A 14,475-nucleotide genomic window follows, 5' to 3' on the forward strand; every position below is an offset into this window, starting at 1 on the left:
CAAGCGCGGCCAGCGGTGCGACTCTCGGGACCAGACGAGGAGGCCACCGTGACCGAGACGGAGAACGAGAACGACAACCCGGTCGACCCGTGGCTGCTGCGCTTCGACGGGTTCGACCCGGAGGCGGAGGGCTACCGCGAAGCGCTGTGCACCCTGGGAAACGGCTACTGGGGCACCCGCGGCGCCGCTCCGGAGGCGCGCACGGATGCCGTGCACTACCCGGGCACCTACCTCGCCGGGGTCTACAACCCGTTGAGCACCGAGGTGCACGTGGGCGAAGCCATCGGTGAGACCGTGGCCGCCGGCGAGCCCGGTATCCGCACCCCGTTCGAGCCCGCGCCAGGCGCGCCGACGGCGGGGGTTCCCGGTGAGCACGTGCGCGACGACGAACACCTGGTGAACGCCCCCAACTGGCTCTCCCTCTGGTTCCGCACCGGCGGGGGCGGCAGCAGTGTGGGCGACTTCACCGCCCCCGACACCGGCTGGTTCCACCCGGAGACCGCGGACCTTCTCGACTACAACCAGGAACTCGACCTGCGCCGTGGTCTGCTCACCCGGCTGATGCGGTTCCGTGACGCGCGCGGCCGCGTCACCCGGGTGCAGAGCCGACGGTTCGTGTCCCAGGCGTCGCCGCACGTTGCGGTGCTCGAGACCACCTTCGTCGCCGAGGACTGGTCGGGGCCGCTGACTGTGCGTTCGGCCATCGACGGCCGGGTGGCCAACCGCAACGTGGCCACTGACAGGCTGCTCGCCCACCTGCACCTGATGCCCCGCACCACGCGGGAGCTGAGGGGGGACGCGGTGCTGCTCGAGGTGGAGACCACCCGTTCGGGCATCCACATCGCCATGGCCGCCCGCACCCGCGCGTATTCCGGCGGCGCCCTGCTCGAACCCGAGAGACGTTTTCTCACCGACTCCAGCCGCTGGGTCGCCCACGAGTTCGACCTCACCCTCGAGAGGGGCGTCCCGCTACGGGTTGAGAAGGTCGTCGTCGTGAGCACCTCCAGGGACCGTGCGATCCTCTCCCCCTCGATGGCGGTGGCCACCTGGCTCGGCCGGCTGCCGGAGACCGCCGAGCTCCTGGGCGCGCACGAGCGGGAATGGGAGATTCTCTGGGACGAATTCGCGGTGCACCTGCACGATGGTTCCCGACAGTCGCTCGCGCTCAACGTCAACACCTTCCACGTTCTGCAAACCGTGGCCGCGGTGGATGCCGACCTCGACGCCGGTGTGCCCGCCCGCGGACTGCACGGTGAGGGGTACCGCGGCCACGTCTTCTGGGATGAGATGTTCGTCTACCCGGTGCTCACCCTGCGCCGGCCCGACCTCAGCCGCATTCTGCTGGGCTACCGGTACCGTCGGTTGGGCGAAGCCAGGGCCGCCGCGACTGCCGCCGGCCACGAGGGCGCCAGGTTTCCCTGGCAGAGCGGCATCGACGGCCGCGAGGTCACCCCCACCGAGCTGTTCAACCCGCGCACCAACCGGTGGATGCCCGACCACTCGGGCCTGCAGCACCACGTGGGCCTGGCGATCGCGTACAGCGTGTGGGGCTACTACCAGGCCACCGGCGATGTCGAGTACCTGATCGAGCAGGGCGCCGAGCTGCTGCTGGAGATCGCCCGGTTCTTCGCCTCCCTCACCGATTATGACGACGTGTTCGACAGGTTCGACATCGGCGGGACGATGGGTCCCGACGAGTTCCACGACGGGCTCCCCGGCCACCCCGGCGGCGGTGTGCGCACCAACGCCTACACCAATGTGATGGTCGCCTGGCTGATGCGCCGCGCCGTCGACACCGTCGCCGTGCTCGAGGGCCGGGCCTGCCGGCCGTTGTGGAACCGGCTGCGGATCGGGCCCGACGAGGTGGACACCTGGGAGAGGATCGGCCGGCGCCTGCGGCTGGCCTTCCATGCCGACGGGGTGATCAGCCAATTCGACGGGTACGAGGCCCTGCCCGAGCTGGACTGGGCGCACTACCGGGACACCTACGGCAGCACCGACCGTTCGTTGGGCCGCCTGGACCTGATCCTCAATGCCGAGGGCGACAGCAGCAACAACTACAGGGTCGCCAAGCAGGCCGACGTGCTGATACTGCTCTACCTGTTCTCGGCCGAGGAGCTGCGCGACCTGGTCGAGGAGCTGGGCTACTCTCTCTCCCCCGACCAGATCCGGCGCACGGTCGAGTTCTACCGCACCAGGTCGACGCACGGCTCGACGCTGAGCAACGTGGTGCACTCCTGGGTGGATGCCCGTGCCGACCGCGAACGCTCCTGGGACTCGCTCTGCCGGGCGCTGACCAGCGACCTCGACAACGGCCGGGGCGGCACCACCCACGAGGGCATCCACCTGGGCGCGATGGCGGGGTCCGTCGACATGGTCGTGCGCTGCTACACCGGCCTGGAGATCCGCGACGACATGCTCTGGCTGCACCCCGTGCTGCCGGCCCGGCTCGAGAAGATCGCCTTCAGCATCAACTACCGCGACCAACCGGTGCACGTCGAGATCACGCCGACCACCCTCAGGCTTCAGCTGCCCAGCGGCGGGGCCACGCCCATCCGGGTGCGCGTCGAGGGGCGGGAGGCGCAGCTGTATCCGGGGCAGACCCACGATTTTGTGCTCGGCACGGCGTGAACCGTGTCAGGGGGTCCCGTTAGCCTGAGGGTATGGCCAGAAACGTCGCAACCAGCACCACCGTCTCCCTGCCCGACCTGCTCGATTTCGTGCGGCCGCGGCACCGGATGCTGCTCGCCACTACCCGCAGCGACGGCCGGCCGCAGATGTCGCCGGTCTCCGGCGGCGTCGACGATGCGGGCCGCCTGGTGATCTCCTCCTACCCGTCGCGGGCGAAGACCCGCAACGCCGAACGCGACCCGCAGACGTCGGTGCTCGTGCTCTCGGACGAGTGGGACGGCGCCTGGGTGCAGGTCGACGGCACCGCCGAGATCCTGCACATGCCGGCTGCCGGCGACGGGCTGGTCGACTACTACCGTTGCATCGCCGGCGAACACCCGAACTGGGCGGAGTACCGCCGGGCCATGGCCCTGCAGGACAAGTCCTTGATCCGGATCACGCCCACCCGGTGGAGCCCGATCGCGACCGGCGGGTTCCCCGCCGATGTGGCCGCCAGGCTCGACGCGCTGTGACGCCGAATACCCGCGAGGCCGCCCTCGAGATCCTGCGCACCCTGGTGGGCCGGCCCGACGCCGACTTCCACGAGGGCCAGTACGAGGCCATCGAAACCCTCGTCGATCAGCGCCGCCGAGCCCTCGTGGTTCAGCGCACCGGCTGGGGCAAGTCGGCGGTCTACTTCGTCGCGACCCTGTTGCTGCGCCGCCAGGGTGCCGGCCCCACCATCCTGGTGTCCCCGCTGCTGGCCCTGATGCGTGACCAGGTGGCCGCCGCTGCCCGCGCCGGCGTGCGGGCCGTGTCGATCAACTCCGCCAACGCCCACGAGTGGACCGACGTGCTCGCTGCGCTCCGCGCGGACGAGGTCGACGTTCTGCTGGTCTCCCCCGAACGCCTGAACAACCCGTCCTTCCGCGACGAACAGCTGCCCGCGCTGCTCGAGCGGGTGGGGCTGCTCGTGGTCGACGAGGCGCACTGCATCTCGGACTGGGGCCACGACTTCCGGCCGGACTACCGGCGCCTGCGCGACCTGATCGCGGCGATGCCGGCCGGGGTGCCGGTGCTGGCCACCACGGCCACGGCCAACAGCCGGGTGGTGACGGATGTGGCGGAGCAGGTAGCCGTCGGGGGCAGCGACGTCGTCACCATCCGCGGCCCGCTCGCCCGCGCGTCGCTGCGCCTGGGCGTGTTGCGCCTGCCGGATTCCCGCGCCCGGTTGGCCTGGCTGCTCAGCCACCTCGCCGAGTTGCCCGGCAGCGGCATCATCTACACCCTCACGGTCTCGGCCGCCGAGGACACCGCCCGGCTGCTGCGGGATGCCGGCCACGCCGTCCGCGCGTACACCGGCCAGACCGACACCACCGAACGCGAGGAGTCCGAGGGGCTGCTCAAGGCCAACCAGGTGAAGGCCCTCGTGGCCACCAGCGCCCTGGGCATGGGCTTCGACAAGCCCGACCTGGGCTTCGTGTTGCACCTCGGCGCCCCCAGCAGCCCGGTCGCCTACTACCAGCAGGTCGGCCGTGCCGGCCGCGCCACCGAGAACGCCGACGTGTTGCTGCTGCCGGGTGTCGAAGACGAGGCCATCTGGCAGTACTTCGCCACCTCGTCGATGCCCAGCCAGCACAAGGCCGAGGCCGTGCTGCAGGCGCTGCACGCCAACGGTGGCGCCCCGCTGTCCACGCCCGCCCTGGAGTCCCGGGTCGACCTCCGGCGTTCCCCGCTGGAACTGCTGCTCAAGGTCCTCGACGTCGACGGCGCCGTGCGCCGGGTGACCGGCGGCTGGCTCGCCACCGGACAGCCCTGGGTCTACGACAGCGACCGCTACGAGCGCATCGGCGCGGCCAGGGTGGCCGAGCAGAACGCCATGCTCGACTACGAACGCATCACCGGCTGCCGGATGGAGTTCCTCCAGCGCACCCTCGACGACGACACCGCCGTGCCCTGCGGCCGCTGCGACAACTGCACGGCCCCCTGGTACCCCACCGACGTTCAGGCCGATGCGGCGAGCACCGCGGCCTCGGCCCTGGACCGGGTGGGCGTGGCCCTGGAACCCCGCGCCCAGTGGCCCACCGGCGCCGACAGGCTCGGCGTGAGCGCCAAGGGCCGCATCGACGCCGGCGACAGGGTGCTGCCCGGTCGCGCCCTGGCGCGACTCACCGACCTGGGCTGGGGCAACACCCTGCGGGATACTTTCGCGCCCAACACCCCGGATGCGCCCGCCTCGCCGGCGCTGCTGGCCGCCTGCGTGCGGGTGCTTGCCGAGTGGGGCTGGGCCGAACGGCCCGTGGGCGTGGTGGCCATGCCGTCCCGCCGGCATCCGCTGCTGGTGGCCTCGGTGGCCGCCGAACTCAGCCGGGTGGGTCGGCTGCCGCAACTGGGCACGCTGAGCCTGGTGGGCGCAGGGCCCACCGGCGAATCCGGCGGCAACAGCGCCTATCGGCTCTCCAGCGTCTGGGGCGCCTTCGAGGTCGGCCCGGAGCTGGCCGCGAACCTGGCCGGAGCCGACGGGCCGGTGCTGCTGGTCGACGACCTCGGCGACAGCCGGTGGACCCTCACCGTCGCCGGCCGGCTGCTCCGCCGCGCGGGCGCGCCGGGCGTGCTGCCGTTCACGCTGGCGCTGCGGTCGTAGCTACGCCTAGTTCAGGGCGCTCATTTCACGGCGTGGAGCCGAAAACTCTCCCGCTCGCCGGCCTCGTTGGTGTCCTGGCTGTGCGCGGCGAGCACCGACAGACGCACCAGGTCGGCTCCGCGCAGGCCGGGCCAGCCCTGCACCAGTCGGCGCCATTCGCTGGGCACCGCGGCCAGGCCCCACTGGGCGGCGAGCAGCGCACCGGCTATGCCGGCCACAGCGTCGGTGTTGCCGCCGCCGCGCACGGCCGCCTCGATGCCCAGACGGTACTGGCCGGCATCCGCTGTCGCGCCGGGCTCGTCACGGGTGTGCACGATGGCCGACCAGGCACCCTGCACCGCCTGCACGACCCAGCCGTTGCGCGTGAAATCGCGGGGCTGGCGGCGTTCGGCGTGGTTGATGCGCGCCGACCAGAGTTCACGCCGGCCCGGCGACAGGGTGCCCAGACCCACCCGCAGGTCGAGTTCTCCGGTCAGGACGGTGTGGCGGATGGCCAGCCCCCAGAGCACGCAGGCGTCCCCGGCGTCGGTCTCGCAGTGGGTGAGCTCGCTCAGCCGGCGTGCGGCATCGGCCAGGCCGTCGGGATCGTGCAGGAACGCCAAGGCCACCGGGGCGGTGCGGAGCAGGCAACCGTTGCCGGCGCTTCGGCCCACTCTGTCGTGCCGCGCGCGGGCGGCGGAGCGGACGGCGGCGGCCGTCCGGTCCGGTCCGGACAAAGCGGCGTCGAGCTGGTTGCCGGCGTACGGCGCGGTGTCGGCCCAGTCCACCCACTCCGCGGTGATGAGGTCGAGAGTGGACTCCTGGCGCAGATCGAGTCCGTCGGCCACGGCGCGCGCCACCGGGACGGCCAGGGCCGTGTAGTCGGTCCACTCCCCTCGGGCCCAGGTCGTGCCGGCTCCACCACGCATCCCCACCACCGCGGTGGGCGGCAGCGGACCCGCGTAGGCGTATCCGGCACCCAGGGCATCCCCACAGGCCATGCCGAGCAAAACAGCGGCCGAACGATCGTGCTGAGCCGTCGACAGTTTCATGCGTACTCCTTCGGGTTGAGTGCGACGGCGGCAGCATATGCCGAAAGGCCCGGAGCCGACAGGTTCTCGAACGGGGGGGGCACGGGAGTCGTCACAGCGTCATCCGGCGTCATCGGAATATTCAGAACCGGGCCGGGCTTGTTAACCTGGTACGTACGCCCGCATCTTGATCAGCACATTGGATGAACACATACATGAAGCGCCACCTCGTCTCCGCCACCGTCCTCACCATTGCCGCCGCGGTGGCCCTGACCGGGTGCAGCGCCTCCGCCGGTGATTCCGGCAGCGACGGCGCCGCGGCCGGCACCGACGAATCGCTGAGTTCGGTCCTCGAATCCGGCACCCTGACCATCGGCACCGAGGGCACCTACCGGCCGTTCTCGTACCACGCCGACGGTTCCGGCGAGCTCACCGGCTATGACGTCGAGGTGGCCCGCGCCGTCGCCGACCAGCTGGGCGTTGAGGCCGAATTCGAAGAGACCCAGTGGGACGCGATCTTCGCCGGCCTCGAAGCCGGCCGTTTCGACACCATCGCCAACCAGGTGTCGATCACCCCGGAGCGCGTGGAGGCTTACACGTTCTCCACCCCGTACACCTACTCCACCGGCGTCATCGTGGTGCCGGAGGACAACACCTCCATCGCGTCGTTCGCCGACCTGGCCGGCAAGACCACCGCCCAGTCGCTCACCAGCAACTGGTACACGCTGGCCACCGAGAGCGGCGCCACCGTGCAGTCCGTTGAGGGCTGGGCCCAGTCCGTCGCCCTCGTCGAGCAGGGTCGCGTCGACGCCACCGTCAACGACAAGCTCACCTACCTCGACTACAAGAAGCAGACCGGCGCCGCGGGCCTGAAGATCGCCGCCGAAACCGAGGAGCGTTCCGAGAGCGCCTTCGCCTTCGCCCCCGAGGGCACCGCCCTGGCCGAGGCCGTGTCGGAGGCCCTCGCCACGCTCAGCGAGGACGGCACCCTGGCCGCCATCTCCGACACCTACTTCGGAGCTGACGTCTCGCAGTGAGCGAGTCCACCTGGCAACTCCTGCTTGATTCGCTGTGGCCCCTGATCCACGGTGCCATCACCGGAACGATCCCGTTGGCCTTGGCGTCATTCGCGATCGGGCTGGTGCTGGCTCTGGGCCTGGCGTTGATGCGCCTGTCGAAGCGGCGATGGCTGTCCTCGATCGCGCAGGTCTACATCTCGATCGTGCGTGGCACCCCGCTGCTGGTGCAGTTGTTCGTGATCTTCTACGGACTGCCCTCGCTGGGCATCGTCATCGACCCGTGGCCCAGCGCCATCGTCGCGTTCTCGATCAACGTCGGCGGCTACGCGGCCGAGGTGATCCGCGCCGCCATCCTCTCGGTGCCCAAGGGGCAGTGGGAGGCCGCGTACATGATCGGCATGTCGCACCGGCGTGCCCTCACCCGCATCATCCTGCCGCAGGCGGCCCGGGTGTCGGTGCCGCCGCTCTCCAACACCTTCATCAGCCTGGTCAAGGACACCTCCCTGGCCTCGCTGATCCTGGTCACCGAGCTGTTCCGCGAGGCTCAGCAGGTGGCAGCCTTCAGCCAGCAGTTCATGGCCCTGTACCTCGAGGCCGCCCTGCTCTACTGGGTCATCTGCCTGGTGCTCTCCAGCGGCCAGGGCGTGCTTGAAAAGCGATTGGACCGCTATGTCGCCCACTGACCAGAAGCTGCTCACGGTTCGAGGCCTGCAGAAGAGCTTCGGCGACAACCAGGTTCTCACATCCATCGACCTCACCGTCGCACGCGGCGAGGTCCTCGCGCTGATCGGGCCGTCAGGCTCGGGCAAGACCACCGTGCTCCGCTGCCTGAACGGTCTGGAGATCGCCGACGGCGGCACCATCGAGATCATCGGAGCAGATGACGCGACTCACGCACCCGTGACCATCAACTTCGCCGCTGCCCACGGATCCCGCGCCGGCGTTCCGAAGAAGACCCTCGGCGCGTTGCGGGACCGCTCGGCGATGGTCTTTCAGCACTACAACCTCTTTCCGCACAAGACCGTGCTCGAAAACGTGATGGAGGGACCCGTCGTCGTGCAGCGGCGTCCCCGCGCCGAGGTCGAGACCGAGGCCCTGGCGCTGCTGGAGCGGGTCGGCCTCGGGGAGAAGCGCGACAGCTACCCGTTCGAACTGTCCGGTGGGCAGCAGCAGCGGGTGGGCATCGTCCGGGCCCTGGCCCTCCGACCGACCCTGTTGCTCTTCGACGAGCCGACCAGCGCCCTGGACCCCGAGCTTGTCGGTGACGTGCTGCGCCTGATCAAGGAGCTCGCCGCCGAGGGCTGGACGATGGTTATCGTCACCCACGAACTCGAATTCGCCCGGGAGGTGGCCACCGAGGTGGCTTTCGTCGACGGCGGCACCATCGTGGAGCACGGCGATCCCAAGGAGATGCTGCGGAACCCCCAGCACGAGCGCACCCGCCAGTTCCTGCACCGGTTGCTGTTCCCCTTCTGATCTGCACGTGCACTTTTGGGCCCTGCACTAACCTGATCAGGTGAATTCCGCTGCTGTGCCCGCCGGGCTCGACGACTCCCCGACCCCCTTCCGACGCGCCGTGGGGGTGCTGCGCATCCTGCTCGCCGGGCTCGTGCTGGCCGCTATCGTGACCCAGATCACCGACCAACTCCTCAACGACGCGTTCGACCCTGCCACGTACTTCGGATTTTTCACGATTCAGTCCAGCCTGATGAACGTGGTGGTGCTCTTCGTCGGCGGTGTTCTCGCGCTGCGCCTGGCTGCCGAACCCGAGCTGCTGGCGCGGGTGCGGATGTCGACGCTCGCGTACGCCGTGATCACCGGGGTGGTGTACAACCTGTTGCTGCGCAACCAGCCCGCCGACGGCACGTTCGAGGGGCTCACCTGGCCCAACGAGGTCCTGCACGTGTGGGCGCCGGCCCTGATCCTGCTGGACTGGCTGCTGGCACCGGGCCGCCCGGCGCTGGCCTGGAAGCGGATCTGGTTCGCGCTGATCTACCCGCTGGTGTGGCTGGCCTACGCGTTGTTGCGTGGCACGTTCACCGACTGGTGGACCTACCCGTTCCTCAACCCCGACGAGCCGGGCGGCTGGCCGTCAGTGTTCCTCTACGTCCTGGTGATCGCCGTCGTCATCGCGGGCATCTCCGCCATCGCGATCGGGCTGAGCCGGCTGGGTCGGCGCACCTCGCCGGATCTGGAGCCGGGATTGGCCTGAGCGTCACCTGCCGTTCACCTCGGCGACGGAGACTGCAGCATGACTAATCCCGTCACGCAGCGAGAACAGGACTACACCGACCTGGTCGCCCATGGCGGCCGTGAGCTGACGGATGCCGTGGCCGTTCTCGCCGCGGGCGACGGACCGCTCGTGGCGCACGGCCCGGGCGGCGAACATCCGGCCGGCCTGGTTCTCGCGTTGACCCTGCTCGCCGCGGGTCTGCCGCACGACGAGGCCGTCGCCGCCGCGCTGCTCGCCGAGCCGCAGCCGGACGCCCTGCGGGCGGCCCTGGCCGCCATCGACGGTCTCGGCGGTGCCGAGCCGTACCTGCTCCGGCACGGACTGACCGTGTCGCACTTCCACGCCCTGCGGGAACGGTTCGCGGGCGACGACGCCGGCCTCGCGGCCGGCGATGTGAGCTGACGGCTCAGGTCGTCATCACCAGCCGGCGCTGCCGCATGGCCAGGAACAACGGGAACGTGAACGCGAACGCCGTGACCAACCCGAAGACGACGTAGGCCCAGCCGGCGCGCATGCCGAGCCGGCGGGCCTCCACGATGATGAAGACGCTCCCGGCGATCGCCGCCACGAGCAGGTCGGTGGTCAGCGACGACACCGCCGGTCCGCTCATGGTCCAGTCGCCGATGAAGTCGCTGGCCTGCATGATCGCCTGGATGTTCCAGGTCCAGGTACCGATCAGGCCCACGATGGCCAGGGCCAGGTAGACGAACGTCAGGGTGGTCCAGCCCGCGGCGGGCTCAGAAGGTGTGCGGCTCATGAACACAGTGTGCCGCGATCCGCCCGATAGCGGCGTGCCTACGGGACTATTTCGCTGTAGCCCTGCGCGGTCACCCTGATCGCGAGCTTCGCCGGGATCTGCTCCTTCATCGACTCGACGTGGCTGATCAGGCCGATGGTGCGGCCGCCGGCCCGCAGGCTGTCGAGGGTGCTCATGGCCGTCTCGAGGGTCTCCCCGTCCAGCGAGCCGAATCCCTCGTCCACGAAGAGGGTGTCCAGCGCGATGCCGCCGGCCTGGTTGGAGACCACCTCGGCAAGCCCGAGTGCCAGGGCGAGCGACGCGAGGAAGGTCTCGCCGCCGGACAGCGAGTGAGTCGCCCGGGCCCGGCCGGTGTGCTCGTCCCGGATCGCCAGCCCGAGTCCGGCCTGGCTGCCACGGTATTGCAGGGCGTCGTCGTGTTCGAGCGCGTACCGGCCGCCGGTCATGGTGCGCAGCCGGTTGTTCGCCGCGGCGATGATCTCCTCGAGCTGCGCGGCCAGCACGTAGGTCTCCAGCTTCATGCGCTTGGTGTTCGGGTCGTCGCCGTGCACGACGGCGGCGAGCTGACGCACCTGGGCCTGGGTGGTGAGCAGGTCCGCGGCGAGGGCGAACCGGGTCCGGGCATCCGCCACCAGGGCGGTGAGCGCGGTGGCGCGTTCACGCAGCGATTCCCGGCGAGCCAGGGCGTCGTCGCGGGCGGCGCCGGCGGCCTGATGGGCGAGCCGGGTCGGGTCGAGGTCGATGGGGTCCTCGGGCAGCCCGGCCAGGTCGGCCTCGGCCAGCACCCCGCGGGCGCCGGCGAGGTCGTCGTCGTAGGCGCGGATGGCGGCCTGACCGGCCTGCATCTCGGCCGGGCTGAGCCGGGCGAGTCCGGCGGCGGCCTCGTCGGCGAAGCCTTCCTCCTGCAACTGTGCCGCCAGCGTCTCGGCGCGGGCCTCGGCCGTGCGCCGGGCGGACGCGGAGGTGGCCAGCGCGTCGGCCAGTGCGCGGGCGGCGTCGAGCTCGCTGCGCAGCCGGCCGGCCCGCTCGGTGACGCTGTCGAACCCGGCCCGCTGGGCCTGGACGCGGCCGGCGATGCCGTCGCGCTCGGTCCGGCGTTCCGCCAAGTGCACGGTGGCTTCGTCGCGCGCCAGTTGCAGCGGGACCAGGGCGGCCTGGGCCTCGGCCTGGCCGGCGCGCAGGCGGGCCAGCTCGGACTCGAGGGCGGGCACCCTGGCGCGGTGGTCGGCAGCAACGGCGAGGGCATCCTCTGCCTGCCGGAGTGTCGCATCGAGCGTGTCGGCATCATCGTCGCCGGCCCGGGTGCGGGCGGCGGTGAGCAGGGTATCGACGTCCCGGGACTGAGTGCGGGCGGCGTCGACGGCCCCCTGCCGGCGACTCATCAGGTCGCGGGCGTCGTCGAGGTCGTCCTCGGTGACGGGTGCGGCGTCGCCGGTCATGGGCGCCGGGTGTTCGGTGGCCCCGCAGACCGCGCAAGGCTCACCGTCGACGAGACCCGCGGCGAGCTCAACGGCGAAGCCGCCGAGCCGGGCGTCCACGAGCTGCTGGTAGTGCAGGGCGGCCGCGGTGTTCTCAGCCACGGCCTCCCGTTCGGCGCGGTGTACCCCCACCAGTTCGGTTTCCAGCCGGCGCACGTCGTCGGCCGCGGCCAGTGCCGCCTCGGCCCGGGCCAGTGTCGCTTCGGCCTCCGGGGCGCGGGCGGCGCCGAGGGTGGCCGCGGCGAGGGCATCCGTTGCCGCGTCGATGCGCTCGGGCAGCGCGAGCAGCAGCAACCTGGCGGCGTCGAGCGCCTCGATCTGGGCGGCCGTGCGGCGCTCGAGATCGGTGATCTGCTCGTCGAGGGCGGGCAGCCTGCGTTCCTCGACGAGCAGGTCGTCCAGGCTGCCGAGCTGGCGCAGCCTGTCGTCGATCAGGGTGCTGAGGCCGGCGGCATCTGCTGAGTCTGCGTCGTCGTCGGCGGCAAGCCGCTGCCAGGCGGCCCGGGCGGCGGTCGCAGTGGCCTCGGCCGTACCGACCGCGGCCTCGGCGTCGATGCGGCCGCACACCTGCGGCCAGACCCTGGCGGCGTGCTCGGCCAGGCGCAGGGCTTCCCGGCTGCCGAGGATCTCGTCCCCGCGCTCCTCGAGAGCGGTCAACGTGCGGGCGGCCGCATCCCGGCGGTCCTGGCGTCGGCGCCGGTCCTCGGCGGCCTGGTACTCGGCGGTGGCCGCGGTCAGGGCCGCGGAGGCGGTTTCGGCGTGCCGGGTGGCGGCCGCCAGCCGGGCATCGACGGTGTCGAGCGCCGCGTCGAACCAGCCGAGGTCGGGGTCGGCCGGGGACTCGGGTCGGGGGTCTTCGTCGTCGTCGCGCCACAGCTGGCGCAGGGTCGCGGCCACGATCCCGTCGATCTCGTGCCGCACCTGCGTCAACTCGTCGTCGAGAACCTTGCGCCGCGTGAGCAGCTCGGTCTCCAGCTGCTGGAACCGCAGGGTGCCGAACAGGGTGCGGAGCACGGTGAGTCTGTCGTCGGTCTTGGCCAGCAGGAAGCGCTGGAACCGGTTCTGGGCCAGCAGGATCACCTGCAGGAACTGGTCTTGCTTCAGCGGCAGGATCCGGCTGAGCTCGGTGCCCACATCCACCGGGCGGGCGGCGATGCCCACCCAGTCGCCGGTGCCGTCGGTGCCGGCGCTGAGCCGCTCGAGGCGCGCATCCGGCTGCGCCGTGGTGGTGCCCACGCCACGCTTCTTGGCCTTCTCATAGCGCGGGGTGCGGTAAACCCGGTAGGTGTCGCCCTTGAGGGTGAACTCGAGCTCGACGAAGCTCGGGTCGGCCGGGTCGCAGTGGTCGCTGCGCAGCCGCAGTTCGCTGCCGTCGAAGCGGGGCACCGAGCCGTACAGGGCGAAGCAAATGGCGTCCAGGATGCTGGACTTGCCCGCGCCGGTCTTGCCGGTGATCAGGAAGATTCCGTCGGCGTCGAAGCGGGTGAAGTCCACCTCCTGCTCGGTTTTGTACGGGCCGAAGCCGGCGATGCGCAGCCGGGTGATCTTCATACGGTGGCCTCGGTGGCATCGCCCAGGACCTCGGCGACCAGCTCACGCTCGAAGGCGCTCAGGCCCACGCCGTTGCGCACGAACTCCAGGAAGCCGGCCACGATTTCGGGGTCGCTCTTGTGCTTGACCCGGTCGGAGTAGGTGGACTCCTCGGTCGCCTGTGCGATGGTCGGGCGGTGCTCGAGGGCCACACAGTGCGGGAAGCGCTTCTGCAGGGTGCGCATGCCGTCCAGCGGCCGCACCCGGTCGGTGAGCACCGCGGCGACCCAGTCGTTCTCGAACGAGGTGAAGGCGTCGTCGTGAGCGAGGGACTCAAGCTCCCCCGTGAGCACCCTCAGGCGCCGGGGAATCGGTAGGTCGACCCACTCGGTCTCGGCCAGTCCGTCCGCGTCGAGATCGACGAGCCAGCCGCCGCGGGGCTTGTCGGCCTCGGCGAAGGAGTAGTGCAGCGGGGCTCCCGAGTAGCGCACCCTGTCGGTGATCTGTGCGCGACCGTGGATGTGACCCAGCGCGACGTAGTCGGGGCCGTCGAAGACGCTCACCGGAACGAGGTCCAGGCCGCCGGCGCTGATGTCGCGCTCCACATCGCTGGCGGCGACTCCCGCTGCGAAGCAGTGCGAGAGCACCACCGAGCGGCCGCCGCGGTCAGCGAGGTCGGCGCGCACCTGCCGCATGGCCAGGCCCAGCACCTGTTCGTGGGTCTTGAGGAGCTCGTCCGGGTAGTGGTGGCGGACCAGGGCCGGTTCGAGGAAAGGGATGCCGTAGAAGTGCACGGGGCCGTGTTCGTCGTCGATCGAGATCGGGGTGCGGTACTGGTCGAACCCGGTGACCACGTGGATGCCGGCGAGCCCCGCCCACTCCGACTGGAAGCCGAGCCGGGTGGCCGAGTCGTGGTTGCCGCTGGTCATCACCACCCGGGCGCCGGTGGCGTGCAGGCGCGCCAGGGTGCCGCTGAGCAGGGCGTAACTGTCGGCGGACGGTGTGGCCGAATCGAAGATGTCACCGGCCACGGCGACCACGTCGACCCGGCGTTCGCGCACGATGTTCACGAGGGCGTCGAGCACGAGCGCCAAGTGGTCGAGGGTCGAGTGGGTGTGGAAGGTGCGCCCGATGTGCCAGTCACTCGTGTGCAGGATCTTCATATCACTCACGCTACCGTCGGCCACCGACAGT

General features: G+C 70.8%; 12 protein-coding genes. 8 read left to right on the top strand and 4 right to left on the bottom strand.

All coding sequences use genetic code 11. The features are described 5' to 3' along the window. Positions 1 to 48 precede the first annotated feature (48 nt). The 3 genes from RCH12_RS12820 to RCH12_RS12830 are packed head-to-tail and all read left to right on the top strand — an operon-like array spanning position 49 to position 5,254. The gene (locus RCH12_RS12820; protein ID WP_327017101.1) at positions 49 to 2,631 is read left to right on the top strand and encodes a glycoside hydrolase family 65 protein; all 2,583 of its coding nucleotides are present in this window, start codon (positions 49 to 51) and stop codon (positions 2,629 to 2,631) included. A 32-nt stretch (positions 2,632 to 2,663) separates the two neighbouring features. Then, complete coding sequence (locus tag RCH12_RS12825; RefSeq protein ID WP_103430628.1) at positions 2,664 to 3,143, top strand: PPOX class F420-dependent oxidoreductase; 480 nt, start codon at positions 2,664 to 2,666, stop codon at positions 3,141 to 3,143. Further along, complete coding sequence (locus tag RCH12_RS12830; protein WP_327017102.1) at positions 3,140 to 5,254, top strand: RecQ family ATP-dependent DNA helicase; 2,115 nt, start codon at positions 3,140 to 3,142, stop codon at positions 5,252 to 5,254. Before RCH12_RS12825 ends, RCH12_RS12830 begins: the two co-directional genes overlap by 4 nt. A gap of 20 nt (positions 5,255 to 5,274) precedes the next feature. Here the strand turns inward: RCH12_RS12830 and RCH12_RS12835 are convergent, their stop codons facing one another. After that, positions 5,275 to 6,285, bottom strand: a complete 1,011-nt coding sequence (locus tag RCH12_RS12835; RefSeq protein WP_327017103.1) for an ADP-ribosylglycohydrolase family protein — start codon at positions 6,283 to 6,285, stop codon at positions 5,275 to 5,277. 182 nt (positions 6,286 to 6,467) lie between these two features. Between RCH12_RS12835 and RCH12_RS12840 the strand changes: the two genes are divergently transcribed. The 5 genes from RCH12_RS12840 to RCH12_RS12860 are packed head-to-tail and all read left to right on the top strand — an operon-like array spanning position 6,468 to position 9,918. Next, on the top strand, positions 6,468 to 7,301 hold the full coding sequence (locus RCH12_RS12840) for a transporter substrate-binding domain-containing protein (protein ID WP_442784578.1): 834 nt from the start codon (positions 6,468 to 6,470) through the stop codon (positions 7,299 to 7,301). Next, positions 7,298 to 7,966, top strand: coding sequence for an amino acid ABC transporter permease (locus RCH12_RS12845; protein WP_088456791.1), 669 nt, complete (start codon positions 7,298 to 7,300; stop codon positions 7,964 to 7,966). Before RCH12_RS12840 ends, RCH12_RS12845 begins: the two co-directional genes overlap by 4 nt. After that, positions 7,953 to 8,759, top strand: coding sequence for an amino acid ABC transporter ATP-binding protein (locus RCH12_RS12850; RefSeq protein WP_327017104.1), 807 nt, complete (start codon positions 7,953 to 7,955; stop codon positions 8,757 to 8,759). The genes RCH12_RS12845 and RCH12_RS12850 overlap by 14 nt, the downstream gene beginning before the upstream one ends. Positions 8,760 to 8,799: 40 nt before the next feature. Continuing rightward, positions 8,800 to 9,495 (top strand): Pr6Pr family membrane protein, encoded by a 696-nt coding sequence (locus RCH12_RS12855; RefSeq protein ID WP_133163763.1) that lies wholly within the window; start codon positions 8,800 to 8,802, stop codon positions 9,493 to 9,495. A 39-nt stretch (positions 9,496 to 9,534) separates the two neighbouring features. Continuing rightward, a complete protein-coding gene (locus RCH12_RS12860; RefSeq protein WP_103430634.1) occupies positions 9,535 to 9,918 on the top strand; it encodes a hypothetical protein in 384 nt (127 codons plus the stop codon). Between the two features lie 4 nt (positions 9,919 to 9,922). Here RCH12_RS12860 and RCH12_RS12865 read toward each other — a convergent pair whose 3' ends face one another. Genes RCH12_RS12865 through RCH12_RS12875 form a run of 3 tightly spaced genes read right to left on the bottom strand, consistent with a single transcriptional unit; the run spans position 9,923 to position 14,444 of the window. Then, positions 9,923 to 10,273: a DUF2834 domain-containing protein gene (locus RCH12_RS12865; protein WP_103430636.1), complete on the bottom strand. Its 351-nt coding sequence runs from the start codon at positions 10,271 to 10,273 to the stop codon at positions 9,923 to 9,925. Positions 10,274 to 10,311: 38 nt separating this feature from the next. Continuing rightward, positions 10,312 to 13,302, bottom strand: a complete 2,991-nt coding sequence (locus RCH12_RS12870; RefSeq protein WP_327017105.1) for an AAA family ATPase — start codon at positions 13,300 to 13,302, stop codon at positions 10,312 to 10,314. Beyond that, positions 13,299 to 14,444, bottom strand: coding sequence for an exonuclease SbcCD subunit D (locus tag RCH12_RS12875; RefSeq protein WP_327017106.1), 1,146 nt, complete (start codon positions 14,442 to 14,444; stop codon positions 13,299 to 13,301). Before RCH12_RS12875 ends, RCH12_RS12870 begins: the two co-directional genes overlap by 4 nt. Between the last annotated feature and the right edge of the window lie 31 nt (positions 14,445 to 14,475).

The sequence above is a fragment of the Cryobacterium sp. MP_3.1 genome (genome assembly GCF_035984795.1).
Lineage (GTDB): Bacteria > Actinomycetota > Actinomycetes > Actinomycetales > Microbacteriaceae > Cryobacterium > Cryobacterium zongtaii.

What these genes read in the sequence shown, in the direction of transcription:
- RCH12_RS12825 (WP_103430628.1), top strand. Translation starts at nt 2,664, where the DNA reads ATGGCCAGAAACGTCGCAACCAGCACCACCGTCTCCCTGCCCGACCTG.
- RCH12_RS12835 (WP_327017103.1), bottom strand. Translation starts at nt 6,285, where the DNA reads ATGAAACTGTCGACGGCTCAGCACGATCGTTCGGCCGCTGTTTTGCTC.
- RCH12_RS12840 (WP_442784578.1), top strand. Translation starts at nt 6,468, where the DNA reads ATGAACACATACATGAAGCGCCACCTCGTCTCCGCCACCGTCCTCACC.
- RCH12_RS12850 (WP_327017104.1), top strand. Translation starts at nt 7,953, where the DNA reads ATGTCGCCCACTGACCAGAAGCTGCTCACGGTTCGAGGCCTGCAGAAG.
- RCH12_RS12860 (WP_103430634.1), top strand. Translation starts at nt 9,535, where the DNA reads ATGACTAATCCCGTCACGCAGCGAGAACAGGACTACACCGACCTGGTC.
- RCH12_RS12865 (WP_103430636.1), bottom strand. Translation starts at nt 10,273, where the DNA reads ATGAGCCGCACACCTTCTGAGCCCGCCGCGGGCTGGACCACCCTGACG.
- RCH12_RS12870 (WP_327017105.1), bottom strand. Translation starts at nt 13,302, where the DNA reads ATGAAGATCACCCGGCTGCGCATCGCCGGCTTCGGCCCGTACAAAACC.
- RCH12_RS12875 (WP_327017106.1), bottom strand. Translation starts at nt 14,444, where the DNA reads ATGAAGATCCTGCACACGAGTGACTGGCACATCGGGCGCACCTTCCAC.